The sequence below is a fragment of the Fontibacter flavus genome (assembly GCF_042432905.1).
In the GTDB taxonomy this organism is placed as follows: domain Bacteria; phylum Bacteroidota; class Bacteroidia; order Cytophagales; family Cyclobacteriaceae; genus Fontibacter; species Fontibacter flavus.
Genome location: NZ_JBHLWI010000044.1, coordinates 16,532 through 43,120, shown reverse-complemented (window position 1 = coordinate 43,120; position 26,589 = coordinate 16,532). Strand labels below are relative to the sequence as shown.

Genomic DNA, 26,589 nt, shown 5'->3' with positions numbered 1-26,589 from the left:
GTTTTAACTTGAATTCATTTACAATTAAAGTTTTAAGGCTTCCAGCACTCCCTGCTTTCGGAAGCCTTATTTTATATCTCTAATATAATGAATTTCAGTTAATTAACCACTAACTAAACGGCATTATAATAAATATTAAGATTTTCAGTATTAAAATAAAACAATTCCTAATTGACCTTTTCTCTGTAGATCAAACCATCATTGCATAATGACCAATCGAATTTCAAATTCTACATAATAAATAAGGCGTAGTGGTAAACTACGCCTATTTGATGCATTTACATTATTCAAGAAAGCCAACTTACCTTCTTCCAAACTCTGCCTTCGCCTCTTCGAGGAAATTCACAAAGTTTTGGATATTGGTATCATAAGCTTTGGGTCTGACCAATAACTCTTCATTATGATCCAAAATCACATAGTAAGGCTGCGCATTGTTGTTGAATCGGGTGATCTGGAAATCTGCATTTTGCTTACCGATGGTAGATTTAACTTTTCCATCATACTCAGAAGTGTACCACTCAGATTCAGGAAGTTCATGTCGCTCATCTATATACAGGGCCACCATCACAAAGTCTTCTTTCAAGCGCTGCAAGACCTGTGAATCCGACCAAACTCTTGCTTCCATTTCTCTACAGTTAACACAACCATGTCCTGTGAAATCAATAAATAAGGGCTTGCCAGTTCTCTTGGCTGCAGCCAAGGCCTGATCATAATCGAAGTATCCTTGAATCCCGTGAGGAAAATGCAGGAAATCGGCATATTTCGGAACATCATCCAATTGGTTATCAGGAGATGCTGCAGAATACCTGTTTTCAAAAATATTGAAATCATGCGTCGCCATAGGAGGTAGGTAACCACTCAAAGATTTTAATGGCGCACCCCACAATCCAGGAATCAAATACACTACAAATACAAATGTGGTAATGGCCAACATCAACCTTGGCACACCGATATGCTGCATAGGTGAATCATGAGGCAACCTGATTTTACCCAATAAGTAGAAACCGAGCAGCGTAAAAATCACCACCCAAATGGCGATATAAATATCCCTGTCCAACAAACCCCAATGGTAAACCTGATCAGCTACCGATAGGAATTTGAAGGCCAATGCCAGTTCAAGAAAACCCAAAACCACTTTCACAGAATTCAGCCAGCCTCCGGACTTTGGAAGTGAATTCAGCCATTCCGGGAAAATAGCAAAAAGGGTAAAAGGAATAGCAAATGCCAAAGAAAAGGCAAACATGCCCAATATCGGTTTCAATAATGCACCACCAGCCGAACTGATCAGAATCGATCCTACAATAGGACCCGTACAGGAAAATGACACCAAAACCAAAGTGAAGGCCATGAAGAAAATTCCTGTCATGCCCCCTTTGTCTGCCTTGGCATCCATTTTATTTACCAAGCCACTTGGCAGGGTCAGTTCAAACATACCCAAGAACGCAAAGGCAAAGAAGATAAAGATCAGGAAGAAAAATACATTGGGAATCCAGTGCGTAGAGAGCCAATTGGCAAATTCAGGCCCCTGAATGGCAGCAACAGCCGTCCCGGCAATGGTATAGATAGCTATAATAGAAAACCCATAAATAAAGGCATTTCTTATCCCGCTGATCCTAGACTTAGATCTGCCTGTAAAGAATGTAACCGTCATCGGAATCATTGGGAACACACAAGGCGTCAACAAAGCTGCCAGACCTGCAAGAAAAGCAATCACCATAAAGGCCAACAGGCCACCCTGTTCCTCGTCTTCTTCAAGATTGATAAATGACCTTTCCTGCTCACCTTCCTCCATTACAATTTGCTCAACGGTTTCCGCTGCCTCTTCTGTTTGATCCTCCACGACTGTTTCTTCCTGCGCTTCAGGTTGGACAGCAGCTCCGGCCGCTGAAGGACTTGCTTTGGCAGTTAAAGTAAAATCTTCTTCAAACGGGATACATTGGCCGGTCACATCAGTACACATTTGATAGCCAACAAAACCAACCGCTTTGATATTTTCACCTGTAATTTTGATGCTTTGCTCAAAGGTTCCCGTCCCCACGAAATAGGTCACTTCCCCTTCCCAGATTTCATCATACTTTTTCCTTGGATTGATGGCTTTCAATCCGCCTACAAGCGTAAAACCTTCAGATTGCTTGAGCTCTAACTCCGTCAGCATTGGCCCAAGATCCGGATCAAAATCATTGGAGTAGATGTACCAATCCTTCGGCACCTGGGCTTTAAAAATGATTTTCACTTCATCTCCCACTTTGGGATCTTTTTCAGACAACTGAATGCTCCATTTCGGCGGTGCAATGATTTGTGCAAAAGAGGATCCTCCAAAGAATAGAAGTAGGAATAAAACTACACTGATCTTGATGTATTTTGACATTTCGGTGTGATGCTTGACTGATCTGTAATAATGGGAGTTATGGGAAAATAGTTCAGTAACTTGGGTTACCAAAGAAAAACACCAAGGTAGAAACAAAGTTTACCTTTCCCCACCTTGGTGCTCAAATTTTATGAATTTCCTTGTTCTTTGAAATGCTTAAAGAACAAAGCGATCGTCTCAATGCCCATCAGGTAGTTCTTCACCCCATAATGCTCATTAGGTGAATGGAGCGCATCCGAGTCGAGGCCAAAACCTAACAAAATCGGATCCAGACCCAATTCCTGCTGGAACAGGGCACAGATAGGGATGGAACCGCCCTCTCTGGTAGGGATGGCTTTTTTGCCAAAGGCTTCCTGAATGGCCAGGTCTGCTGCCCTATATCCTGGAGTTTCGGTAGATACCACTGCTGCTGCACCCCCATGATGAGGCGTTACTTTTACTTTCACTGATTTGGGTGCGATGGCCTTGAAGTGGTCTTCAAAAAGCTTGGCAATCTCCTTGTGGTTCTGATTAGGCACCAACCTCATGGAGATTTTAGCATAGGCCTTGGAAGGCAATACGGTCTTTGCCCCTTCCCCGGTATAACCACCCCAGATACCGTTGACATCCAAAGTTGGTCGGATGCCGACACGCTCGATGGTGCTGTAGCCAGCTTCTCCATGGACATCAGCAATGTCCAGTTCTTTTTTGTAAGCATCCAGATCAAATGGCGCTTTATTCAAATTATCCCTGTATTCCTTAGAGTATTCTTCTACTTTATCATAGAATCCCGGAATGGTGATATGGTTGTTTTCATCCTGCAATGAGGCAATCATCTTGCAAAGGATATTGATCGGATTGGCCACGGCCCCACCGTAGGTACCGGAATGCAGGTCTCTATTTGGTCCCGTCACTTCTACTTCCATATAGGCCAATCCTCTTAGACCTACGGTCACAGATGGATGCTCCAAAGAGATCATGTGCGTATCGGAAACCACCACCACATCGGCTTTCAGTTTTTCCTTGTTTTCTTTTACAAAGATGTCCAGGTTCGCGGAACCCACTTCCTCTTCACCCTCAATCATAAACTTCACATTGCACGGCATGGCATTCTCGGCCATCATGGCTTCGAAAGCCTTCACATGCATGTAAAACTGTCCCTTGTCATCAGCAGAACCACGGGCAAAAATGGCACCTTCAGGATGTCTTGGGGTCTTTTTGATCACCGGCTCAAATGGTGGGGAATCCCAAAGCTCGTAAGGATCGGCAGGCTGCACATCATAATGTCCGTACACAAGGACAGTAGGAAGGGATGGGTCAATGATTTTTTCTCCATAGACGATTGGGTAACCTGCGGTCTGGCAAAGCTCCACTTTATCTGCACCGGCCTTTTCCAAGCTCTCCTTGATAAAATCCGCAGCAGCAAAAACATCGTTTTTGAATTTGGGGTCCGCACTCACAGAAGGAATGCGTAACAGGTCAAAAAGTTCGTTCAGGAATTTTTCCTGATTGTCCTGAATATATTGTTTTACTGACATATATGGGTTGATTCTGTTAGTTTAAGATTTGGTCAAAATTACGTTATATCTCAAGAATTGCCTATTTTACCGAAAACTTTTATCCATGAAAGCCATTCTTTGTACTGAATATGGAGGCCCTGAACTCCTGAAATATACCGAAACCGAAGATCCTGCTCTTGGGGAAAAGGAAGTACTCATAGAAGTGGCGGCCTGTGCCGTCAATTTCCCTGATGTGCTGATCATTCAGAACAAGTACCAGTTTAAGCCCGAACTCCCTTTCTCTCCAGGTGGCGAAGTGGCCGGGGTGATTGCCTCTGTCGGCCATGGAGTGAAGCACCTCCAAATAGGACAACGGGTTTTGGCACTCTGTGGTTGGGGAGGATTTGCTGAAAAGGTGAAAGTATCAGCAGATAGGGTATTCCCCATCCCTCCTTTTATGGATGACATCACCGCTGCTTCCACCCTTTACACTTTTGGTACAGCCTACCATGCCCTGAAAGACCGAGCAGAACTCAAAGCGGGGGAAACCCTCTTAGTGCTTGGTGCTTCTGGTGGCGTGGGCCTTGCAGCTACAGAGCTTGGAAAAGTGATGGGCGCCAAGGTGATCGCAGCAGCCTCCACTTCCGAAAAACTGGCCGTCTGCCAAGAGAAGGGTGCTGATTACCTGATCAATTATGAAACAGAAGACCTCAAAGATAAAATCAAAGAAATCACTGCTGGCAAAGGCGTGGATGTGGTCCTGGATGTAGTGGGTGACAAATTTGCCGAACCTGCCCTGAGAAGCATGGCTTGGAAAGGACGTTACCTGGTGGTGGGTTTTGCTGCTGGGGAAATTCCCAAGCTGCCCTTCAATCTGGCCTTACTGAAAGGTTGTGCGGTGATGGGGGTGTTCTGGGGCCGCTTTTCTTCTGAGGAACCCCAGAAAAACCAGCAAAACCTCATGGAACTGGTAGGCATGATCCATGCGGGAAAAATCAGCCAGCACATTTTTAAAACTTACAGTCTGGAACAAGCTCCGCAGGCCTTGAAGGACATGATGGAGAGGAAGGTGGTGGGGAAAGCTGTAGTAGTGGTGAAGGAGAAGCTAGAAGCGAGAGACGAGAGATTAGAGGGTAAAAAGTACCAAGAATCAAGAACCAAGACCTACTTGCCGGACAGGCAGGATCAAGAAAGTGGGATTTCGGAAGGCGGATTTCAAAAGGAAGGTGAAGGTGGAAAAGTAGTGTTTAGGTCAGTGGGGGATTTGAAGGCCTTTGTAGGGAAGCGTTTGGGACCAAGTCTGTGGACCAGGGTCAGTCAAGAAGTCATTCAAAAATTTGCAGAGACCACAGAGGACTTCCAATGGATCCATGTAGATACCGAAAAGGCCAAGGCACTGATTCCGGGTGGAAAAAACCTTGCCCATGGCTATTTGACGCTTTCCCTGATTCCGAAATTACTGTACGATATCCTACCATTGGAAGGCGTGCAAATGGCCCTGAACTATGGGGCCAACAGTGTGCGATTTCCGGCACCGGTGTACTCCGGAGATCAGCTAAGGCTACAGGCCAGCATTGCTAAAATCGAGGAAAATCCTGACGGCAGCATCAAGCTTTTTATCCATGCAGAAATGGAATCGGACAACGCCACCAAACCCGTTTGCGTAGCGGAAATGATCTCTGTGGTGAGGTTTTGATGATTTTCAAAGAAAATAAAGACAAATGAATAGACTTCTAATCGTAATCTTCCTAATCATTTGCATTCCCAGTTTCGCTCAGGTAAAACCTTGGATGCTTGGCCCCTTCGAAAGGGATAAAAATGCACAGCCTATAATTTCCCCAATGGACCTAACATCATGGAAAGACCCCATGAGCGAAAGAACTGTTTTTTGGGAATCTATGGCCACTTTCAATCCGGCGGCCATTGTCAAAGACGGAAAAATTCATGTGTTGTACCGAGCGGAAGAAAAACTGGGTGAAAAGGAAATCGGAGGGCATGCCTCCCGATTGGGCTTGGCCATTTCGGAAGATGGGAAAACCTATCATCGTCTTCCCAAACCTGTTTTTTTCCCAGATCATGACAACCAAAAAGAATTTGAGTGGACTGGTGGAACAGAAGATCCGAGGATTGTACAAACCTCTGATGGACGCTATGTCCTAACCTATACCCAATGGAATAGGGAATATCCCCGATTAGCCGTAGCCACTTCCAAAGACCTGAAAAACTGGCAAAAGCATGGGCCTATATTCAAAGATTTTAAAAATGGGAAATACCATAATCAGGAAACCAAATCAGGCGCTATTCTGACCGAACTCAAAGAGGGAAAACTGGTGGCAGCTAAGCTACATGGCAAGTACTGGATGTATTTCGGCGTGCCCCATATTTGGCTGGCCAGCTCCGACGACCTTATCCACTGGGACCCTGTAGAAACCATCGATGGGAATCTTGCTCCTGTGTTAAGCCCAAGACCAGGTTTTTTTGACTCTTGGCTAATAGAAGCAGGACCTCCACCTTTGCTTACGGAAGACGGTATCGTGGTATTGTATAATGCGGGCAATCAGCAGCACATTGGCGTCAAAACATTGGGCAACCGCCTCTATGCCGCAGGACAGGCTTTGTTCAGCAAAGAAGAACCCTGGAAACTCCTTGACCGCACCGATGAACCTTTTCTCAAACCCGAGTTGCCATTTGAGAAATCAGGACAATATGTAGATGGAACCACCTTTGTGGAAGGGTTGGTGTATTATGAAGGAACTTGGTATCTCTATTACGGCACTGCAGATTCTATGGTGGGGGTAGTCACCTGGAAGCCTTAAGGTCATCTGTTCTCTCTGAAGTGTATGCTGAATTGATGAATTTTTCCCAAGAATTATATTCCTTCTTGATCATGCTCATTTTTTATAAAATTTAATTCTCCGATTTTCAAACCGTACTTTGTTTTTATTAGGCCGTTCCTGAATTTTTACTTTTTTTCAAATGCTTTTTTCGCTAGCTTTTAAATCTCTAAAAATCATCGATTAACCTTATTAAACCCAATCATATGAGTAACCTCAACATCAAAGCAATGGCAGATAATACCTACGATGCCATTGTGGTCGGTTCGGGGATTTCTGGTGGATTTGCCGCCAAAGAACTCTGCCAAAAAGGCCTCAAAACGCTCGTTCTGGAAAGAGGACGTCTCGTCACCCACCTTCAGGATTACCCAACCATGAATATGGATCCCTGGGATTTTACCAACAGAGGAAAATTGACCCAAAGTGAACGCGAAGATTACTTTGTTCAGACGCGTTCAGGCTTTATCAATGAAGACAACAAACATTTTTATCATCATGACAAAGCTGATCCATACATAGAAAAACAGCAATTTGACTGGATTCGTGCCGATGTCACAGGTGGCCGTTCGCTACTTTGGGGAAGGCAGTGTTACCGTTTTTCAGATTTGGATTTTGAAGCCAATGCCAAGGAAGGCATAGGCATAGACTGGCCTATCCGCTACAAGGACATTGCTCCCTGGTATGATTATGCGGAGCGTTATGTGGGTGTTTCCGGTGAAAAATTGGGACTTTCTCATCTGCCTGACGGACAGTTTCTCCCACCTATGGAGATGAACTGTCTGGAAAAACACATCAAAAAAGAAATCGAGGCTAAATTCCCTTTCCGTTATATGACGATTGGACGGGTAGCTAACCTTACTGTGGAGCACAACGGACGTGGTGCTTGTCAATCCCGAAACCGATGTCATCGAGGTTGTCCTTATGGAGCATATTACAGTTCCGTATCGGTAGCGCTTCCCGATGCTGCCAAAACAGGCAACCTGACCCTTAGACCAAACTCCATGGTTCATTCTGTCATCTATGATTCCCAAAGCGGAAAGGCAACAGGAGTAAGGGTGGTGGACAGGGAAAGCAAGGAAATGATCGAATATTATGCCCGTATCATTTTCCTAAACGCATCCGCTCCGGCAACTGCAGCAATCATGCTCAATTCCACATCTGACCGATTCCCCAATGGGCTGGGCAATGATTCTGGAGAACTCGGACACAATATCATGGACCACCATTACCGACTGGGCGCGAGAGGAACTTTTGAAGGCCTTGAAGATCAATATTACAAAGGACGACGGCCAAACGGCATCTATATTCCTAGGTTCCGCAATATCAATGAACAGACCAAAACTTCTGAATTCCTTCGTGGCTATGGTTATCAGGGAAGTGCTAGCAGGTCCAATTGGGGCAGAGGTGCCAATAGCAAAGAATTTGGGGGAGACTTTAAAGACGGTCTGATGCAGGCAGGAGACTGGTCCTTTGGCATCACAGGCTTCGGGGAAGTTCTCCCACATCATGACAATAAAATGTACTTAGACCATCAGCAGTTGGATGAATGGGGCATTCCTAAGATTGTTTTCGATGCCAGTTACAAGGAAAATGAAATCACTATGAGGAAGTTTATCAAAGAAGATGCGGCCGAAATGCTGGAAGCAGCAGGACTTAAAAATGTGCATACCTATGATAATGGCGGTGCTTTGGGTATTGGTGTACATGAAATGGGAACTGCCAGAATGGGCCGGGATCCTAAAACCTCTGTATTGAATGACTTCAACCAGGTACATAGCGTTCCCAATGTGTTTGTGACAGATGGTGCCTGTATGACATCCTCCGGTACACAAAATCCTTCTATTACCTACATGGCCCTAACTGCCCGTGCGGTGGATCATGCCATGAAAGAAATGAACCGTAACAACCTTTAAACCTGAACGACCATGAACAGAAGAGATGCCTTAAAAGGTACTGCCATGATATTGGGATATGCCATTACCGGTTCGACGGTAGCTACGCTGATGCAATCCTGTGGAACTGGAGAAAAGCTTTCCTGGACACCACAAATTCTCAATGAAGATCAGGCTAAAATCCTCTCCGCACTGTTGGACAGGATATTGCCACGAACAGAAAGTCCGGGAGCAATAGATGTTGGCACAGATGAGTTTATCGATAAAATACTGGCCTCCGCCTTCCCTGAAAAAATCCAAAAAGGCTTTGCCGCTGGACTTGACGCTTTCAATTCTTCTGCCAAATCCATGCAGGGCAAAGATTTTGTCAAACTTGAAGACAGCAAAAAAGACGAAGTAATCAGGGATTTTGAAGAAAAATCAGAGGCGCTTCCTGGTGCACTTTGGGCTTATAATTTTGCTGACGGAGATGAATTCCCTTTTTACCGCATGATGAAAGAACTGGCTTTGTTGGGCTATTTTCACTCTGAAAAAATAGGGACAGAATACCTGGCCTACGATCCGATTCCCGGACCTTTCAAAGGGTGCATTGACTACAGTGAGGTTGGTAAAACTTGGACGGAATAGGAGGGGATGAATGAAGAATTTTGAATGAATAATGAGGAATTAAATAGAGAGGAAGTCGAAAGCGGGATTTCGGAATAGGCCTGAAGGGCCGCACTGTTATAGCCCAGGGTGAAACCCTGGGGAGAACGGTAAACCAAGAAAAAAGGAGGTCTGAAGGACCGAGGTGAAGGGAGGTTTTGAAAGGGAAAGTCGAAAGGTAGATTTCGGAATTTTAAACCATTGAGAAGTTTTGGACATGAAGGCGTTCATTAAGTGGGATTTCGGAATAGGCCTGAAGGGCCTAATAGGTCCAGATAACCTAACAATGGGCGAAATCCATTGCAATAGAGCATCCTCTGCGACCCCTATCGAATGAGGCTGAAAGCCGCAGATAAATTGAGGTATGGATAAATGTATCCATTAAAAAAAGACTGAAGGTTTCTCGCAACGTTCACAACGGTATTCATGCCACGAGCGCAGAATACGCACGAGTCATTTGGTTTGTCGCAGATTAAAGGATGTACTTATTTATAAAAACATACACTAAAATTCTGCAAGCATCTGCTCAATCCGTGTTATCTGTGCTCTATCTATCACATTAGAATAAGTAAAAATCCAGCATACTGGCACATCCTATGAATAGAAACGTTTTCGATATTGCTGTTATTGGATTGGGTGCTTTGGGTGCCTCCACCTTATGGCAGCTGAGCAAATCAGGTAAAAATATACTCGGGATCGATCAGTTTGCTCCTCCGCATACCATGGGCTCCTCACACGGGGAAACGCGTATTACCCGATTGGCCGTTGGCGAAGGGATGGACTTCACGCCTGTAGTCATGCGCTCCCATGAGATATGGAAAGAAATTGAAACCCTTACCGGAAAGGAAATCATGACCACCACCGGAGGTCTTTTGTTCGACTCGGGAGGAAAAAGCTGGTCCAAACATGGATCGGAGGGCTTCTTCAAAAGAACAGTGAATTTTGCACAGGAGGCAGGAATAGACCATGAGGTTTTTGATTCAATTGAACTCAAAAAAAGGTTCTCAGAATTCAACCTGGAAGAAAGCGGAACTGTCTATTACGAACCGAGTGCGGGATTTTTGCGACCTGAATTGGCCATTTCCGCCCAACTTCAACTGGCCGAAAACAATGGAGCGATGATCAAAACCCACACCAAGGTGCTTGGAATAGCCCCTCTCCAAAGTGGTGGAGTGCTGATCAAAACCAATCAGGGAGAATTTGAAGCAGGAAGGGCGATCATCAGCGCTGGACCTTGGGTCAAGGATTTTTTACCCCCGCAGGAAAAGTCTCATTTTAAAATCTGCCGACAGGTTTTGCACTGGCTACCGGTAAAAAAACACGCCTATGCGTTGGGAAAAACGCCCGTCTACATGTGGGGGTTTGGCGAAGGAGCAGAAGATTTTATTTATGGTTTTCCTTCATTGGACGGGCAAACAGTCAAGATGGCCTCCGAATCCTTTGTGGAAAGACACCATCCCGATACCCTTTCCCGAGTGGTCAGTCTGGAAGAACAACAGCATTTCCTCGAAGAAAAAATCGCAGGAAGATTCAGCGGTTTGAAAAAGGAAGTTTCTCAGTCAAAAGTCTGCATTTATACCGTGACGCCTGATGCCTATTTTGTGGTGGACGAAATGCCTGACTTCCCTGAAGTGCTGATTGCTTCAGCCTGCAGCGGGCATGGGTTTAAACACTCCGCTGGTTTGGGTGAAGCTATTGCCAAAAAATTGCTCGAAAAACCCTCAAACCTTAGGCTTGATGCTTTTTCATGGAAAAGCTAAAATTTTCAATTTAGATGATATGCATATTAGTGATATAAATCATGTAATGAATTGGCAATAATCAAGCGGTCAAACACTATTTTTTATTGGAAAATGAATAAATTGAGCTATTGCTTCCAGCTCACAGAAAAAAGCAGTGGATTCTCCCAACTGTATTGGATTTTTTTCTTACCTGGAATAAAAGCTAAACGCTGATAATTTCATTTTTAACCAAATTAATAAAGAGTATGATAGCCAATATCAAAACTGTATTGAAGACTTGGGTTGAAAGTATGACCGCCCATTTCAAACCTGACACTATTCACTGGTGCGACGGATCACAGGAAGAGTATGACCGACTTTGCGCGTTATTGGTAGAAAAAGGCACTTTTATCAAATTGAATCCTGAAAAGCGCCCCAATAGTTTTGCCTGCTTTTCAGATCCCAGTGACGTCGCTAGAGTGGAAGACCGAACTTTTATCTGCAGCAAGAGGAAAGAAGATGCAGGACCAACCAACAACTAGATGGCTCCTGATGAGATGAAAACCATTCTTGATGACCTGACCAAAGGCAGTATGAAAGGACGAAACATGTATATCATTCCTTTTTGTATGGGTCCGGTAGGTTCACCGCTTTCCAGGTATGGCGTACAGGTCACAGATAGTGAATATGTCGTCATCAACATGCGTATCATGACCAGAATGGGCAAATCGGTAATGGGGTATATTGACGAGAATTTTGTAAAATGTATCCACACCTTAGGTGCTCCTCTAGAAAAAGACCAGGATGATGTCAAGTGGCCATGCAACCCAAGTGTAAAATATATTTCCCATTTCCCCGAAGAAAAACTGATTATTTCTTACGGTAGTGGATATGGAGGCAATGCGCTTTTGGGGAAAAAATGCTTTGCGCTAAGAATTGCCTCGGCTATGGCAAGAGACGAGGGCTGGTTGGCAGAACATATGCTGATCATGGGTGTGGAAAGTCCACAGCAGGAAAAAAGCTATGTGGCGGCAGCTTTCCCAAGCGCTTGTGGCAAAACCAATTTTGCTATGATGGTCCCACCCGAAAAACTGGAAGGCTGGAAAATCACCACCATTGGCGATGACATTGCTTGGATCCATAAGGGCAAAGATGGTAAACTATATGCGATCAATCCCGAAGCCGGTTATTTTGGTGTAGCACCTGGAACGAATTCCAAAACCAATTCCAGTGCCATGGAAAGCATCAAAGCCAATACGATTTTTACCAATGTCGCCATCACCAAGGATGGAGATGTCTGGTGGGAAGGCATGACCAAAGAAGTGCCGGATGGACTTACTGACTGGCACGGCAAACCATATGACAAAAACTGTGGCAAACCTGCCGCCCATCCCAACTCGAGGTTTACTGCGCCTGCTTACCAAAATCCTGTTATTGATTCCGAATGGGAAAACCCCGAAGGCGTACCCATTACGGCTTTCATCTTTGGAGGCCGTAGGAGTACCGCCGTTCCTTTGGTTTATCAGGCATTCAATTGGAGTTTTGGGGTGTACATGGCTGCAACAATGGGTTCGGAAATGACAGCGGCTGCTTTTGGAGAAGTAGGTAAAGTAAGAAGAGACCCATTTGCCATGTTGCCTTTCATGGGCTACCATATGGGAGATTATTTCAACCATTGGCTGCAATTTGGTCGTGACCTCCAAAATGCCCCAAGAATATTCGGGGTCAACTGGTTCCGAAAAGACAAGGACGGTAATTTTATCTGGCCAGGTTTTGGGGAAAACATGCGTGTGCTCAAATGGATCATTGGTCGTTGTAAAGGACGGATTTCTGCAGTAGAATGCCCAATAGGTTGGAGACCTAGATACAAGGATATGGACTGGAACGGATTGGAAGACTTCAGCAAAGAAGATTTTGACAGCATCATGGTCATCGAGCGGGAACCTTGGAAAAAAGAACTGCTTGAACACTCTGAGCTGTTTGAGCAAGCCTATGATAAAATTCCGAAAGAGTTCCTTTTTATGCGTGAGCTCCTGCTTTCAGCCCTATGGCGATCTCCCGAAAAGATCGGATTAGCTCCTGAAAGGCATTGACAAATTACTCCTAATATTAAAAGGTGGTCGGAAGACTGCCTTTTCTTTATTTGAAAATGAGAATAAATTCTCTTATCATTGTGTATATATCACACAATGACATCTTAAACTCTTATCTCTATGACCAAAGCCTTTCTTTATTTAGGACTTTTCCTTTTCTCTTGTACCATTGCCCTTGCTCAGGGCAGAGATGGTTTTCCTGTTCAGACCAAAATCAAAAACGGGACGATAGAAGGTTTGTACGATACCAAAACCGGCATCCAAAAATATTTCGGAATTCCTTTTGCCAAGCCACCGATTGGAGAACTGAGGTGGAAAGCACCACAAGCTGTAGACAACTGGTCTGGAGTCAAAGAAACGAAGGAATTTGGACCAAGACCGATTCAAAGATTAGTTTTTGGCGACATGAACTCACGCTCCAATGGCGTCAGCGAAGATTGTCTTTACCTGAACGTTTGGACCCCTGCTTCCAGAAACACCGAAAATCTACCTGTTCTAGTTTATTTCTTTGGTGGAGGATTTGTAGCAGGAGATGGTTCAGAACCACGCTATGATGGTGAAAACATGGCGAAAGAAGGAATTGTCGTAGTGACCATCAATTATAGATTGGGAATATTCGGTTTCCTGGCCCATCCTGAATTGAGTGCTGAGGCACCTTACAAAGCTTCAGGAAATTACGGGCTTTTGGACCAAACCCTTGCTCTTCAATGGGTGCAGGAAAACATCGCAGCTTTTGGTGGAGATCCTAAAAAAGTAACCATCGCCGGAGAATCTGCTGGTTCTATTTCCGTCAGCTATCAGATGGCTTCTCCACTCTCCAAAAACCTCATCGCCGCTGCTATAGGTGAAAGTGGAGCCGGTATTACTGCCCTTGCACCGACACCCTTGAAAGAGGCGGAACAAGTAGGTGTGGAATTTTTGGAAAAGTTTGGCATCAAAAGTATCGTAGAAGCCAGAAAACTTCCTACACGTGATCTCTATGAAATGTATAATGAGTCTGGAAGATTTGGTTTCCCTGTGGTGCAGGATGGATATTTGATACCAAAATCTCTAACTGATATTTTCAATGCCAAAGAACAGGCGCAAGTTCCTTTGCTGTTAGGTTGGAATACCCAGGAAAATCCAGGCATGGCCTTTATGCAGGGTCTGCCGTATACCAAAGAAAACTTTATCACCAAGGTAAAACAGGCCTATCCAAATGATTTTGAAGAGGTATTGAAGTTATATGCCCATGAAACAGACGAGCAGGTCGCTTATTCTGCGATGGATCTGGCTGGTGATAGGTTTATTTCCTACAGCACCTGGAAGTGGTTTGACCTCCACCGCAAAAATTCAGATCAGCCAGTATATCGCTACTTATATGCCAAATTGAGACCACCTTTGGTTGACCAAAGCCTAGAAACCGGCCTTGCTGGCGGTACCTCCCGAAGAACAGAAAATACACCTCCAAGACCAAAAGACTTGGGAGCGCCACATGCTGCCGAGATTGAATATGCCATGGGTAATCTTGATCGCATCAAAGAATTTGCTTGGACAGCAGATGATTATAAGGCTTCTGAAACCATGTTCAAGTACTTCGCCAACTTTATCAAAACACACAATCCAAATGGTGAAGGACTTCCGGAATGGTCAAAAGCTACTGCCAATGAGGAAAACCCCCCTGTGATGGTAATTGATACAGCATCCAAAGAGATCAAAGCCCAAAACGATGCCCGGTACAAGTTCCATGACCGGTTTTATGGGAATAATAAATAATCGGATTTAATGCAGCGGATTTTAGAATGGGGTAGCAATACCCCATTTTTTGTTAATTACGCTAATCGATTAGGCCAATTTACAAAAGTCAATAAATTCCAAAACATTAAATCATTTCACGTAGGGTTCAAAAAATGCCAGATCTACCTCATAAACCGTTTTGGGTTTTACACCTAATTCCACTTTTTTGAACATTTCAATTAGTTTTTCATCGGAAATTTTTTCTGATACTTCTCTTGGTTTTCCAGATCCACCAAGCTCCCTTAAAGCATTTAATAGTGGACCAAACCACTTTACGAATTCTGCCTGATTTTTCCCTTTCTTACTCATATTTTTAAAACTGATTTCTCACATTTTTAACAATTCCAAAAACTCCCTAACCACCTTCAAAGTAGCTTTTTTATTGTCATTCAGGGTACTATGGGCAGCATCAGGGATAACTTCGAATTTGGCATTGGGAACCATAGAGGCATAATGTCGGACTGTACTTGGTCTAGCTTCATCATATTCACCTGTCATCATCAAAACAGGTACTTTGATTGTAGGCAAGTATTCAAGCCGGTCATAATTTCTCAAGGTTCCCGTTGACGTAAATTCACTGGGCCCCCACATATATAGATAGACATTGGATCCGGAAACCAGGTTGAGGTGGCTTCTATCCACCCTCGGTCTTTCCTTACGGGTTACATATAGGCTGTAATACAATTTGGTGGCCTCCTGATATTCCGGGTCCTCATAGGTCCCCATGGACTCATGGTGTCGGATGATGTGTTGGATAGAATCCGGCAAAGTGGCAATCAGCGTATCTGCATCCGCAATCCAGCTATCTGTACTGAAAAGAGGGCTGCTGAAAATGATGGCTTTAACTTCATCCGGATAACTCAGGTAATAATCCATTCCCAACATGGTGCCCCAGGAGTGTCCATAAAGCACAAAATCTTCCAATTTTAGATGTTCACGAAGCCGCTCCACCTGATCTACATAATTCTCAATAGTCATCAAAGTGGTATCCGTCAAGGCACTTGACCTTCCAGACCCCAATTGATCCCAAAAAATAATGGGCCCATCATATCCCAATTCCTTCAAAGGCTCAAAGCCAAAGCTGGTTCCTCCTGGCCCTCCATGAAGCAAGAGAACAGGAGGTTTGGTACCTGAACCATAGACTTCATACCAGATTCTACCCCCATTAACCTCCACATAGCCTTCTTGGGACACAAGGGCCTTTTTAGAGATACATGAAAACCCAAGAAAAAGAAAAATGATAATGATGTAGCCTCTTCTCATCATAAGCTTTCGTTGATTCTCGGTTAATTTATACTTTTACCTGTTCATCTTCTTTAAACTTAGCCTTAACTTTTTCGAGCTCACTTGGCCTGGAAAACACCATCGCGTAGGCTTCCTTTAGTGACTTGGAATTCTTCACATCACGGAAAATATCCGTCCATTCGTGAAAATTCAAAGTAATCGGGTTATAGGAATTCACCTGCTTGGTCAAACCATACGCCGGCCTTTCTTCCTCATGCATAAATGTTCCGAACATCCTGTCCCATATAATAAAGGTTGAACCATAGTTTTTATCCAAATACTTTTCGTTGGAAGCATGGTGAACGCGATGATGGGATGGCGTAGTAAATATATACTCAATCGGCTTGGGAAGTTTATGAATGTATTCGGTATGGATCCAAAACTGGTACAAGACTGCAATTTGGTGAACTATAAAAAACATCACGGGATGAAAGCCCGCTAATGCCACAGGGATAAAGAAAATGATTTTGATATGCTGTGTCCAACTCAAGCGGAATGATACCGACCAATTGTATTTTTCAGAATTATGGTGCGTAACATGGGTAGCCCACCAAAACCTGTTTTCATGCGCTATTCTATGCGCCCAATACCTCCAAAAATCCAACCATAGCAGACATAAAATGAAAGACCACCAAGTATTGGGGATAGTCCAGGGAACCATGTTATAAAAAAACAGAATAATACCAAATGTGGCCACTTTCAGTCCTGCGCTCATGGCAACATTTACCAAGCCGATAACGGTCGCAGCAATGGTATCTTTATTATCATAGTAGTCTTTTTTGTGCCTGTATGATAAATACCATTCCAAGGCAACCAAACCGATCATGATTGGTGCGGCATATAGGATAATATTAGGAAGGTCTAAACTGAGAATTTGTTCAAAGGTTAATTTTTCTTTACTCATGAAATAAAAAGGGAAATTTGACAATTAATTATAAATCTAAGCCAATCAAAATCGGCTTCGACAGGTTATGTGTTGACAGGTGACTTAGTTATAAAGCTTTTAGCCCAGCCTCAGCAATGATGGCATCTTGGGCAGAGGTGACGCCCGAAACCCCAATGGCACCGATACAAACTCCGTCCTTAAATATCGGAATACCGCCTTCTACGGCCACAGCATTGGGAAGTGAAAGAATCCTGGTATTTCCAGCATTGACCAAGTCCTCAAAAACTTTGGTAGGACGCTTAAAAAAAACGGCAGATTTGGCTTTGGCCTGTGCTACTTCAACGCTTCCGATTTGGGTACCGTCCATCTTCCTCAGGTAGATCAAATGACCTCCGCCATCCAAAATGGCAATCACTACATTCCAGTTGTCTTGTAATGCCCTTTCTTCAGCAGCATCTACAATACGCTTGGCTTCTTCTAGGTTAAGGTATGGTTGGGTATGATTTTGGGCTAAGGAAAGTAAGGGAATTGAGCATAAAATCAGGAGCAATAATTTTTTCATGCAAGGCGGTTGGCAGAAGTAAAACAAAAGGTATTCCTCCAATTTAACCATTTTTTTTTGAAGGCCCAGTTAAAAAAGCTTAAATTGATACTGTAATCATCGGATCTGCAACGGCACAACCACCCTTTTTCCTTAAAAAAATGAACAGAAGAGATACCCTAAAAACCCTTACACTTGGCACAGGAATCGGCCTATTATCCCCTTTAGCTCTTTTGGGTTGCGATAAAAAAACAGAAAAAGACAAATTGGGAGTAGCATTGGTAGGGCTTGGATACTACAGTACTGATCTTTTGGCTCCTGCCCTTCAACAAACCCAACACTGTTACCTGGCAGGTATTGTTACCGGAACACCTGCCAAGGCTCAGGACTGGAAAAAGAAATACAATATTCCGGAGAAGAATATTTACAATTACCAGAACTTCGACAAAATAGCGGATAATCCGGATATTGACGTGGTCTATGTGGTGTTGCCTCCTTCCATGCACATGGAATATACCATCCGTGCTGCCAAAGCTGGAAAGCATGTTTGGTGTGAAAAACCAATGGCTGTCACCGTTGAAGAATGTCAGGCCATGATCGATGCCTGTAAGGAAAATAATGTCAGTCTGGCCATAGGTTACCGTTGTCAACATGAGCCTAATACACAGGAATTCCAGGAGATTGTTAAAAATGAAAAACTTGGGAAAGTAATCGGAGTATACTGTGCCGCTGGATATAGGGAAAACCGTACAGACCATTGGAAGCAGAAAAGAGAAATGGGCGGAGGCGTAATCTATGATATGGGCGTGTATGCAATCCAAGGTGCAAGATTGGGCGCCAACATGGAACCTATTGCCGTGGAATATGCAAAAGTATATGCAGAAAGACCTGATATTTACAAAGATGGCCTCGGTGAAGTGGTGGAAGCAATTCTGGAATTCCCAAATGGCGTGATGGGCAAGGTCAAAACTACTTTTTTTGAAAATGTCAATTTCCTGAATATTGAATGCGAAGATGGGGCTATTGAAATGTCGCCTTTCCAAGCCTATGCCGGCAATAAGGGCAAAAGCCCGTTAGGAGAAATCAATTTCCCTTATCAAATCCCATGGCAGCAGGCCAACCAAATGGATCAGGATGCGCTTGCCATTATGGCAAACAGGCCTTTGCTGGTGCCGGGAGAAGAGGGCTTAAGGGATATCCGTGTTGTGGAAGCCATTTTGGAATCAGCGGCAACCGGGAAGAGGGTAATGATATGAGCAATCCAATTGATTATGCGCAAATTCACAGATTATTTTAATTGATAGGGTTCAAGAAAATATAAAACTGTAAGAATTTGATTCCAGTCTGCCTTTTTCATTTTTCTGAGTTCTTTTTTTGAAATAATTTTTTCCGAATCAAAAAATTTCTCACATGATTTCAACTTTTTGAAATCATTGCTGGATTTTAGATAATATTCCAGGTAAGGTTCATATCTGATTTTTGGGCTGCCCCTGTAATAAGTACTATTGCCATCATTTGAGATTGCTTTGATTTGATGACTCACCCATAGGGAATGCTGATTTTTCTCCCAAATTCTTTCTAACAAAAGATCCTGATCATGCAGTTTCAGACTTTCAAAATAACGGTTTTCAACTGTAATAATAGAGAACTCCTTGTCTAAAGGCACTGTGATCAAAGGCAACTCATCTGATTTTTTAACCACAAGCTCTTGGCTTATCGGAGAGTAATTTACCAAAGCATAATCCCAGGAAGTACCATCTATCCAAAAAATCTTAGCACTGATCAAATCCGGAAAGATAAAAAGTAAGGGCTGTAAATTTGCTGAATCTATCTCATGACGATAATCTAATATTTTTCCATGCCGAATATCCCAAACCACCTGATTGGCCTCCGATTGGGAAATGATTTGAGAAAATAACTTTACAGTCAAAAAAATTGACAGCATAAAAGAAAAGTAAAAAATCCTTAGTAATCTCATATACTAAAATTAAGAAAACTTCTTCTGTTAAACAAACGCTTATCTTCTATCGTGCTGAATAATAAAGTATTATGGATCCATTTTAGAATTTGATCACTTAAACTCCTCTGCCTTAATTAAAACTGTTTTCCAGCCCCTCCCTTCAGGATGTCTATAATTGAGTGCTATGGTATTTTTATTCACTTTTCTTAAGAAGACATCTTTACTCAAGGATAATTGCTGAATGGATCTTACTCTCAAAGTTAGATTGCCTTCATTATCCAATAAATGAGGTCCTAATGGTTCATTTTCAATGATAAGGGTAACTCCCGGATACTCACTTTCCACGACGTATCTCAATAACTCCCATAATTCTTCTTCTGATAAACCCTCTTCGGTTGACTTTTTAAACTCTTCAAAAGAAGTAGTTCCTACAAAATATTTTTGGTGTCTATATGTGTTTTTACCTATCCAAGTGCTGTCTATTTCAAACTGTTTTTCACTTTCATAACTAATTTCATTCACCCATAATCCCTGTAACTCTTTAGGAAAAGTATACAGATTTTTCCTCCAGGAAGGCTGTGGTTTTTCTGTCAAAAAATCAACATCCTGAAAATTGGGATAAACACTCCTACAGGATACAAGGAGAAATATTGATAGCCCTACAATCAAGTTAATTTTCATTTCCGTAACCTTTAATAGTCATCCAAATTGATAGTTTCAGATTCTATCCTTTCAAAGATGTATATCCTGTTGGTTTTATAATAGGTTCTATACCGACTGAACAACCCCTCTTCTATCTTTTGAAGAATTTCTTTTTTAGTCCAAGATACATCAACTTCGCCATTTTCTAATCTCTTAAAATCAGAAGGAATGTCCTCTTTTTTTAAATATAATACATATACTTCCCTAGCTGACTTTCGGACAATGGGATTAACCTCCCAATGACTACCCTTCTGTTCATTCAGCACATAAACATCCTTACTTGCCTTTCTCAAAAATTGATCCTGATTGAGTTCAAAACTTGATTTTGAAAACTCATAAAAATTTAACTTCCCGTCTCTTTTTTGGAATGATCCTGAAGGTTTGTGAATTAATGCTTCAGTCCTATTGTCCAAAATAACAGTATCAACATGTTCAAGGATAAAATTTTTGTGCTCAAATTCAATAAAGGCTTTCTTGGTAACTCCCACCGCCACATCCGCCTGATATGAATAAGTACCTCTTAAAGATGCTGGAAATTTGTATTTGTTTTGGGCATCCACCGGAAGTGGCCGGGTAAAATATGCCTGAGCGCAAGAGACACATAGATAGGACAATCCAGCTATCAAGAAAAGGGAAAATAACCTCAACATTCGCATAAGGAAATGCATTTAGTGCTTAACCAAATTTAAAAAACTTCAGACAATTAATTTGCCTAAAAAGCCATATTTAATTTTTATTTTTACCGATATGACAATATTAATATTTTTCCACTCACCACTTTTACAGGATATAACGTAACTCAAAAATCCAGAACAAGAACAGCTCTCTTTATGAAATCCTGCTCCAATTGATCTCATGCTTTTTCTGGGCCCGGATTTGCCGAAGTACCACGGCATGTTCGGGACGGTCCAGTTCAGGATCCTCCTGCAATAATTGTTCGGCTGCATCTCTGGCCATGGTGAGTATCGGAGCATCCTTGCTCAAATCAGCGATCAGCAGGTCGGCAATACCGCTCTGCTGTGTTCCCATCAGGTCGCCCGGACCCCTTAATTTTAAGTCCACATCAGCTATTTCAAAACCGTTGTTGGTTCTGACCATGGTTTCCAACCTGATCCTGCTGTCTTTGGACAGTTCATATTTGGTCATCAGGATACAAAAGGACTGCTCCGCTCCTCGACCTACCCTTCCCCTCAACTGATGCAATTGGGACAAACCAAAACGCTCCGCATTTTCCACAATCATCACAGACGCATTGGGTACATTTACACCCACCTCAATTACAGTAGTCGCCACCATGATCTTGGTTTCCCCCTTGACAAAGCGCTGCATTTCAAAATCCTTGTCCGCAGCCTTCATATCTCCATGTACAATACTTACAGGATATTCAGGAAATGCTCTATTGATGCTTTCAAAGCCATCTATCAGGTTTTTAAGATCCATGGTTTCTGATTCCTGAATCAAAGGATAAACCACATACACCTGTCTGCCTTCCTGAATCTGCTTGCGCATAAAGCCAAAGACTTTCAATCGGTCCTTGTCATAGCGGTGTACGGTCTGTATAGGCTTCCTTCCTGCCGGTAATTCATCTATTACCGATATGTCAAGATCTCCATACAAAGTCATGGCCAATGTCCTAGGAATCGGTGTTGCGGTCATGACCAATACATGTGGATAAAAATGCTCATTTTTCGCCCAAAGTTTGGCCCGCTGGGCTACGCCAAAACGGTGCTGCTCATCTACAATGGCCAAACCCAGATTCTTGAACTGCACCACATCTTCCAACAAAGCATGCGTCCCAATGATGATGTGGAGGTCTCCGGACAGCAACATTTCATGGATCACTTTACGGGCAGATTTCTTCGTGGACCCTGTCAACAGGGCAATATTCAAACCCATCAGGTCAGCATATTCCTTCAACCCTTCGTAATGCTGATTGGCCAAAATTTCAGTTGGCGCCATCAAGCAGGCCTGAGCTCCTGAACTGATGGCAATTAGGATACAGATAAAGGCTACCATGGTCTTCCCGCTGCCTACATCACCCTGAATCAGACGGTTCATCTGCTTCCCGGATTTCATGTCTGCATAGGCTTCCCTCACCACCCGCTTTTGGGCTTCGGTAAGTTTAAATGGCAAATGGTTTTTATAAAATTTGGTCAACAAATCGGTTTGGTTGAGTACCTGTCCATGGGATTTTTCAGTCCGGGTCAGTTTGAGTTTCAACAGCCTGAGCTGTACAAAGAAGAATTCCTCAAACTTCAACCTGAATCTGGCCTTTTTGAGGATTTCTGGATTATCCGGAAAATGGATCTGTTTGAGGGCCTCCCGCTTGGGAATCAGGTTAAAGCGCTGCAATATGTCCACAGGCATCGTCTCCTGAATCTGAGAATAGGCCACCTGTACCAAACCCTCCATGATTTTGGAGATGCCTTTGGAGTCCAAATACCTTGCCCTCAATTTCTCAGTCGTGGAATATACCGGTTGGAAAAAATTTTTTTCCTCCTGTACTTGGGATAGGGGTTCCATTTCCGGATGGGCAATGCTGAACTTACGCCCATAGCGGTTGGGTTTACCATAAAATACATAAGGTACACCCACAACCAGTTTTTTGGCTACCCATTGCAGGCCTTTGAACCAGGTGAGTTCCATCTCACCCGTTTCATCAAAGATATGGGCTACCAGTCTTTTTCTCCTCCCATCTCCTATGGTTTCTACCGAACGGATTTTGGCAATTACCTGTACATTTTCCAGGTCCTCGGTGATTTCCCTGATTTTATAAAACTTGGTCCTGTCCTCGTAGCGGAAAGGATAATGCTGAATCAGTTCCCCATAGGTAAAAATATTGAGCTCCTTGTTGATCAAAGCTGCTTTCTGGGGACCTACACCACGGAGGTAATCAATTTTGGTATCAAAAAAACCGGTCAAGGGGAATGATTTAAAATTCTGACAACTTCAATTAAACCTTCATTTTCGTAAAAGTAATAAATCAGACGAATGATGCTTCAAATAAAAGTAGATTTGAACGCATTAATTAACCATTACATCAAGCTGCCTTCCCTCTTCCTTGACTTTTTCGTCTTGGGAAGTTCCAAAAGGAATGCCCATGCCTATAAAAGCCATATTCCCGAAAGCAGCTCCAAAAACCACCCCAAAAGGAATCCCAAATACAGCCATTCCCAAGACCATCCACTTTTTTTGATAAAAGCCTTTAGGAACTATTTTAGCTTCCTTTTCTACCAAATTCTAGATCATGGATTTTGCCTTACGTAGTTTGACCAAAAACTGCTTTTCGACCTTCTCATGATTACAATTTCTGATTTCAGCATTGATCTGGTCAATGAGTGATTGATCTAAGACCATCTTCTCCAAGGCATCCAAATATGCAGAGAGTGAACTCACATGCTGATGATCTTGAAGCCCTTGTGGGATATTCAATTTTTCAAATTTCATCTTTTCAATTTAATTAAAATCCTTTCCATTTCCTCTACCACCTGCAATGCATTCTCCTTTGTGAAAATCAAAGGGGGTTTGGTCTTCAATACACTGTCCTTAGGACCATCTGTACTGATCAGGATAAAGTTTTCCCGAAGCTGGTTTTTAATCAATTTTGCCAACTGTTCATCCTCCTCCTTTGTTCCGGGTTTGACCAGGTCAACTCCCAAAAACAAACCCGAACCCCTGACATCTCCAATGTTTGCATAATGTTGCTGCAATTGCTCAAAAAGGGATTTATAATAATCTCCCACCACCATGGCATTTTCCTGCAACCCTTCCTCCTCCATGACATCCAGCACGGCCAAACCTATGGCACAAGAAACGGGGTTACCACCAAAGGAACTGAAAAACTCAACCCCTTTTTCAAAGGACTCGGCTATTTCCCGGGTACAGACCACAGCACCCATAGGGTGTCCGTTGCCCATAGGTTTGCCCAGGATGACCATGTCTGGCACCACCCCATGCTGCTCAAATCCCCAAAAATGATCCCCAACTCTTCCAAATCCTGTCTGCACCTCATCGGAAATACAAAGGCCACCATATGCCCGAACTTCCGGGTAGAGTTCCTGAAGATACCCTGCCGCTAATGGTACCTGCCCTCCACAACCCACAATGGGTTCAGCAATGAATGCCGCGACAGGATGGTTAAATTTACCCATCAACTTTACTGCTTCGGCTGCATATTTTTTGCCTTTGTTTTCAAGCTCATGACTGTATTTTCCACGGTAGGCATCAGGAATCGGAACTTTCAGAACGTAGTCCTTTTGTCCCTGTCCCTTTGGATTGCTGAATTTGTAATCGGAAATATCAATGGAAATTTGTGTATTGCCATGGTAACCATGTTCCATGACCATGATACCTTCCCTTTTGGTGTGCCACTTTGCCATACGGATGGCCAAATCACTGGCTGCACTTCCCGAATTCACAAAAAATACCCGGTTCAAGGGTGCGGGAAATTTGGAAAGCAACTTTTCGGCATATTGTGGCAAAAGGTCATAAAGATACCGGGTATTGGTATTGAGTTTGGCCATTTGCCTTTGCCCAGCCTCCACCAATTTGGGATGGGAATGGCCCACATGGGGGATATTGTTATAGGCATCCAAAAAAGTGTTTCCTTGGGCATCGTACATGTATTGGAAAGCTGCATTTTCCATTTGGATGGGTTTAGAATAACTTACCGATAGGATTTTACTTAGGAATTGATGACGGTAAGACAGACTTTCATCCAAAGTTTTTACCGGCCAAGGGTTGAGACCTACAGCCAATCTAAATGCATTCTCTGCAGCTTTAGGGTTAATCTTGAGCCAAGCATAGAGCATCTTCCAGGCATTTTCCTCGCTGATAGAAGCATAGGCATTTTCTGGATCCACTCTCCGGGCATGTGCCGAATTGCATACACTGATACAAAGCCGTGCTGCTATCAGGTAATACAGCAGGCCAAGTTCCTGTTCCGTCAGGGGAATCTTTTCATGGTAGCCTTTGAGTACTTCCAAAGACCAGTCCAGGTAGTCTTCCTTGTCATATGCTGCGTAAGTCATGGCGACTGCAAGCTCATTGATGAGTGGAGAATAAGCCAAATCCCCAAAATCAATCAGGGAAATATGCTGATCCTTATTGATAAGGATATTCCATTCATTGGCATCATTGTAAATGAGGGATTTTCGCAAAGAAGAAAGCTGCGGTCTGACATTTTCATCAAATTGCTGGATAAAATAACGGACCGTATTCCTGTCTCTGCCAGCAGGAATGTCCTCTATATAGTTTTCAATAAGTTCCAGGTACTGTATATCCCATTCCCACTTTCTGGACTGTATTACATAACTCTTGGCTTTGCTGAGTTCAAGGTCTAATCTTGCCAAAAACGTTCCCAGGTCTTGAAAATCAACCTTTGAGGTTTTCCGGTTGCCCATAAACTCCCCTTCCAAAAAAATCAGCAGGCGACAGATCAGCTTTTGCCCCTCCCATTCTTCCAATTTTACATACTTCCCATCTTCGAAGGGTTCGGGACAGGGAACACGGCCTTTGAAGTTTTTCTGCAAAGCAAGAAGAATTTCTGTTTCAGCCTGTACAAGATCAAATGTCTCCGATGTGAATGGATAAGTTTTAAAAATATATTTTCCCCGATCAGTCTCCGCCAAATAATTGACATTATCGTAACCGTTTAATCTTTTAAGTTCCACGGAATGAAAACCAAAGGAACCTTTTAGCAAATCATGCATAGGATGGGATTTTTCAATTGTCCCACAATATCAATAAAAATAGAGAAGAGATAAATGTATGGGGCAGGTTTTTGGTCTTGGAAAAAAAGAATCCCTTACCGCTTAATCTTTGAGATTCAAATGCCTATATAATCCAATCAGCACAACGACACAAACTGTAAGCATGGCAAAAGACAGAGAAATGAGCAAGAATGAAATTATGCTTTCCACCATATCATGACCTTGCTTTCCCCCTGCCAATGGCATCATTTTCCCAGATCCGGTTATAGCCGCAATCAAGACTGCCAGAAAGTTAGCAAATGAACCATAAAGCGTCAGCCAAAAGGTAACTGAAAGCCATTTTTGAGATAAAGCTAACTGATTCCAAATCAGGCCCAAAGACAGTAAAAAAAGACCGTTCATTACTCCTTCTAAATGAGAAGAAAGACCCATTCTGGGATTAGCCATAATGGGAATGAACATCCCCACCAGCAAACCAAGAAAGAATAAAAGCACACCAAAAAACAATAGCCGCTTAGACTGTAAAATCTTTAAGTAAGTAGTTTCCATAAGTACTTGATTAAAATCCAGGCCTAAACTCTCTTTTGTTGAGAATTAAATTTAACAAAAATATTTTACCAAATTGTAAATCAATAGGTTAATAAGTTTTTATCTTTCAGTAAACCCAGTATGATGGCTTCTGGAATTTTAATGAGAGT

The 26,589-nt window shown here is 42.9% G+C and carries 21 protein-coding genes and 1 pseudogene; 8 read left to right on the top strand and 14 right to left on the bottom strand.

Annotation, left to right across the window (positions count from 1 at the left end; translation table 11 throughout):
* Nucleotides 1–301 precede the first annotated feature (301 nt).
* Both ACFFIP_RS15925 and ACFFIP_RS15920 read right to left on the bottom strand, forming a co-directional pair.
* Nucleotides 302–2,368 (bottom strand): protein-disulfide reductase DsbD family protein, encoded by a 2,067-nt coding sequence (locus tag ACFFIP_RS15925; protein ID WP_382388699.1) that lies wholly within the window; start codon nucleotides 2,366–2,368, stop codon nucleotides 302–304.
* 128 nt (nucleotides 2,369–2,496) lie between these two features.
* Nucleotides 2,497–3,885, bottom strand: a complete 1,389-nt coding sequence (locus ACFFIP_RS15920; protein ID WP_382388698.1) for a dipeptidase — start codon at nucleotides 3,883–3,885, stop codon at nucleotides 2,497–2,499.
* 85 nt (nucleotides 3,886–3,970) lie between these two features.
* Here ACFFIP_RS15920 and ACFFIP_RS15915 point away from each other — a divergent pair, with 85 nt between their 5' ends.
* From ACFFIP_RS15915 to ACFFIP_RS15885, 7 genes and pseudogenes are all read left to right on the top strand, one after another.
* Nucleotides 3,971–5,542 carry a zinc-binding dehydrogenase gene (locus ACFFIP_RS15915; RefSeq protein ID WP_382388697.1) on the top strand — a complete coding sequence of 524 codons (1,572 nt, stop codon included), beginning with the start codon at nucleotides 3,971–3,973 and terminating at the stop codon, nucleotides 5,540–5,542.
* Nucleotides 5,543–5,567: 25 nt separating this feature from the next.
* A complete protein-coding gene (locus ACFFIP_RS15910) occupies nucleotides 5,568–6,662 on the top strand; it encodes a glycoside hydrolase family 130 protein (protein ID WP_382388696.1) in 1,095 nt (364 codons plus the stop codon).
* A gap of 224 nt (nucleotides 6,663–6,886) precedes the next feature.
* The gene (locus ACFFIP_RS15905; protein ID WP_382388695.1) at nucleotides 6,887–8,593 is read left to right on the top strand and encodes a GMC oxidoreductase; all 1,707 of its coding nucleotides are present in this window, start codon (nucleotides 6,887–6,889) and stop codon (nucleotides 8,591–8,593) included.
* Nucleotides 8,594–8,605: 12 nt separating this feature from the next.
* On the top strand, nucleotides 8,606–9,199 hold the full coding sequence (locus ACFFIP_RS15900) for a gluconate 2-dehydrogenase subunit 3 family protein (protein WP_382388693.1): 594 nt from the start codon (nucleotides 8,606–8,608) through the stop codon (nucleotides 9,197–9,199).
* A gap of 614 nt (nucleotides 9,200–9,813) precedes the next feature.
* Entirely contained in the window at nucleotides 9,814–10,977 is a 1,164-nt protein-coding gene (solA, locus tag ACFFIP_RS15895) for an N-methyl-L-tryptophan oxidase (RefSeq protein ID WP_382388692.1), read from the top strand.
* 227 nt (nucleotides 10,978–11,204) lie between these two features.
* A pseudogene (locus tag ACFFIP_RS15890) lies at nucleotides 11,205–13,031 on the top strand (phosphoenolpyruvate carboxykinase (GTP)).
* 120 nt (nucleotides 13,032–13,151) lie between these two features.
* Nucleotides 13,152–14,786, top strand: a complete 1,635-nt coding sequence (locus tag ACFFIP_RS15885) for a carboxylesterase/lipase family protein (protein WP_382388690.1) — start codon at nucleotides 13,152–13,154, stop codon at nucleotides 14,784–14,786.
* Nucleotides 14,787–14,897: 111 nt separating this feature from the next.
* Here the strand turns inward: ACFFIP_RS15885 and ACFFIP_RS15880 are convergent, their stop codons facing one another.
* The 4 genes from ACFFIP_RS15880 to ACFFIP_RS15865 form a co-directional block, all read right to left on the bottom strand.
* Nucleotides 14,898–15,116: a hypothetical protein gene (locus tag ACFFIP_RS15880; RefSeq protein WP_382388689.1), complete on the bottom strand. Its 219-nt coding sequence runs from the start codon at nucleotides 15,114–15,116 to the stop codon at nucleotides 14,898–14,900.
* A gap of 18 nt (nucleotides 15,117–15,134) precedes the next feature.
* On the bottom strand, nucleotides 15,135–16,073 hold the full coding sequence (locus ACFFIP_RS15875) for a proline iminopeptidase-family hydrolase (protein WP_382388688.1): 939 nt from the start codon (nucleotides 16,071–16,073) through the stop codon (nucleotides 15,135–15,137).
* Between the two features lie 25 nt (nucleotides 16,074–16,098).
* Nucleotides 16,099–16,995, bottom strand: a complete 897-nt coding sequence (locus ACFFIP_RS15870) for a sterol desaturase family protein (RefSeq protein WP_382388687.1) — start codon at nucleotides 16,993–16,995, stop codon at nucleotides 16,099–16,101.
* 88 nt (nucleotides 16,996–17,083) lie between these two features.
* Nucleotides 17,084–17,539 (bottom strand): GlcG/HbpS family heme-binding protein, encoded by a 456-nt coding sequence (locus tag ACFFIP_RS15865; protein WP_382388686.1) that lies wholly within the window; start codon nucleotides 17,537–17,539, stop codon nucleotides 17,084–17,086.
* Between the two features lie 140 nt (nucleotides 17,540–17,679).
* On the opposite strand from ACFFIP_RS15865, the gene ACFFIP_RS15860 reads away from it, so the two are divergent.
* Nucleotides 17,680–18,774 carry a Gfo/Idh/MocA family protein gene (locus ACFFIP_RS15860; RefSeq protein WP_382388685.1) on the top strand — a complete coding sequence of 365 codons (1,095 nt, stop codon included), beginning with the start codon at nucleotides 17,680–17,682 and terminating at the stop codon, nucleotides 18,772–18,774.
* 32 nt (nucleotides 18,775–18,806) lie between these two features.
* Here the strand turns inward: ACFFIP_RS15860 and ACFFIP_RS15855 are convergent, their stop codons facing one another.
* The 8 genes from ACFFIP_RS15855 to ACFFIP_RS15820 all read right to left on the bottom strand — a co-directional run bounded on the left by ACFFIP_RS15855 (nucleotide 18,807) and on the right by ACFFIP_RS15820 (nucleotide 26,440).
* Nucleotides 18,807–19,463 (bottom strand): hypothetical protein, encoded by a 657-nt coding sequence (locus tag ACFFIP_RS15855; protein ID WP_382388684.1) that lies wholly within the window; start codon nucleotides 19,461–19,463, stop codon nucleotides 18,807–18,809.
* A gap of 126 nt (nucleotides 19,464–19,589) precedes the next feature.
* Complete coding sequence (locus tag ACFFIP_RS15850; RefSeq protein WP_382388683.1) at nucleotides 19,590–20,159, bottom strand: hypothetical protein; 570 nt, start codon at nucleotides 20,157–20,159, stop codon at nucleotides 19,590–19,592.
* A gap of 11 nt (nucleotides 20,160–20,170) precedes the next feature.
* A complete protein-coding gene (locus tag ACFFIP_RS15845) occupies nucleotides 20,171–20,848 on the bottom strand; it encodes a hypothetical protein (protein WP_382388681.1) in 678 nt (225 codons plus the stop codon).
* Nucleotides 20,849–21,008: 160 nt separating this feature from the next.
* Nucleotides 21,009–23,102 carry an ATP-dependent DNA helicase RecG gene (gene recG, locus ACFFIP_RS15840; protein ID WP_382388680.1) on the bottom strand — a complete coding sequence of 698 codons (2,094 nt, stop codon included), beginning with the start codon at nucleotides 23,100–23,102 and terminating at the stop codon, nucleotides 21,009–21,011.
* 102 nt (nucleotides 23,103–23,204) lie between these two features.
* Entirely contained in the window at nucleotides 23,205–23,417 is a 213-nt protein-coding gene (locus ACFFIP_RS15835) for a hypothetical protein (RefSeq protein ID WP_382388679.1), read from the bottom strand.
* Between the two features lie 3 nt (nucleotides 23,418–23,420).
* Nucleotides 23,421–23,627: a hypothetical protein gene (locus tag ACFFIP_RS15830; RefSeq protein WP_382388678.1), complete on the bottom strand. Its 207-nt coding sequence runs from the start codon at nucleotides 23,625–23,627 to the stop codon at nucleotides 23,421–23,423.
* Nucleotides 23,624–25,891 carry an aminotransferase class III-fold pyridoxal phosphate-dependent enzyme gene (locus ACFFIP_RS15825; RefSeq protein ID WP_382388677.1) on the bottom strand — a complete coding sequence of 756 codons (2,268 nt, stop codon included), beginning with the start codon at nucleotides 25,889–25,891 and terminating at the stop codon, nucleotides 23,624–23,626. Before ACFFIP_RS15825 ends, ACFFIP_RS15830 begins: the two co-directional genes overlap by 4 nt.
* Nucleotides 25,892–25,993: 102 nt before the next feature.
* On the bottom strand, nucleotides 25,994–26,440 hold the full coding sequence (locus ACFFIP_RS15820) for a styrene oxide isomerase (RefSeq protein ID WP_382388676.1): 447 nt from the start codon (nucleotides 26,438–26,440) through the stop codon (nucleotides 25,994–25,996).
* Between the last annotated feature and the right edge of the window lie 149 nt (nucleotides 26,441–26,589).

Coding starts and splice junctions, on each gene's coding strand:
- ACFFIP_RS15925 (WP_382388699.1), bottom strand. CDS start 2,368: ATGTCAAAATACATCAAGATCAGTGTAGTTTTATTCCTACTTCTATTC.
- ACFFIP_RS15920 (WP_382388698.1), bottom strand. CDS start 3,885: ATGTCAGTAAAACAATATATTCAGGACAATCAGGAAAAATTCCTGAAC.
- ACFFIP_RS15915 (WP_382388697.1), top strand. CDS start 3,971: ATGAAAGCCATTCTTTGTACTGAATATGGAGGCCCTGAACTCCTGAAA.
- ACFFIP_RS15910 (WP_382388696.1), top strand. CDS start 5,568: ATGAATAGACTTCTAATCGTAATCTTCCTAATCATTTGCATTCCCAGT.
- ACFFIP_RS15905 (WP_382388695.1), top strand. CDS start 6,887: ATGAGTAACCTCAACATCAAAGCAATGGCAGATAATACCTACGATGCC.
- ACFFIP_RS15900 (WP_382388693.1), top strand. CDS start 8,606: ATGAACAGAAGAGATGCCTTAAAAGGTACTGCCATGATATTGGGATAT.
- solA (WP_382388692.1), top strand. CDS start 9,814: ATGAATAGAAACGTTTTCGATATTGCTGTTATTGGATTGGGTGCTTTG.
- ACFFIP_RS15885 (WP_382388690.1), top strand. CDS start 13,152: ATGACCAAAGCCTTTCTTTATTTAGGACTTTTCCTTTTCTCTTGTACC.
- ACFFIP_RS15880 (WP_382388689.1), bottom strand. CDS start 15,116: ATGAGTAAGAAAGGGAAAAATCAGGCAGAATTCGTAAAGTGGTTTGGT.
- ACFFIP_RS15875 (WP_382388688.1), bottom strand. CDS start 16,073: ATGATGAGAAGAGGCTACATCATTATCATTTTTCTTTTTCTTGGGTTT.
- ACFFIP_RS15870 (WP_382388687.1), bottom strand. CDS start 16,995: ATGAGTAAAGAAAAATTAACCTTTGAACAAATTCTCAGTTTAGACCTT.
- ACFFIP_RS15865 (WP_382388686.1), bottom strand. CDS start 17,539: ATGAAAAAATTATTGCTCCTGATTTTATGCTCAATTCCCTTACTTTCC.
- ACFFIP_RS15860 (WP_382388685.1), top strand. CDS start 17,680: ATGAACAGAAGAGATACCCTAAAAACCCTTACACTTGGCACAGGAATC.
- ACFFIP_RS15855 (WP_382388684.1), bottom strand. CDS start 19,463: ATGCTGTCAATTTTTTTGACTGTAAAGTTATTTTCTCAAATCATTTCC.
- ACFFIP_RS15850 (WP_382388683.1), bottom strand. CDS start 20,159: ATGAAAATTAACTTGATTGTAGGGCTATCAATATTTCTCCTTGTATCC.
- ACFFIP_RS15845 (WP_382388681.1), bottom strand. CDS start 20,848: ATGCATTTCCTTATGCGAATGTTGAGGTTATTTTCCCTTTTCTTGATA.
- ACFFIP_RS15830 (WP_382388678.1), bottom strand. CDS start 23,627: ATGAAATTTGAAAAATTGAATATCCCACAAGGGCTTCAAGATCATCAG.
- ACFFIP_RS15825 (WP_382388677.1), bottom strand. CDS start 25,891: ATGCATGATTTGCTAAAAGGTTCCTTTGGTTTTCATTCCGTGGAACTT.
- ACFFIP_RS15820 (WP_382388676.1), bottom strand. CDS start 26,440: ATGGAAACTACTTACTTAAAGATTTTACAGTCTAAGCGGCTATTGTTT.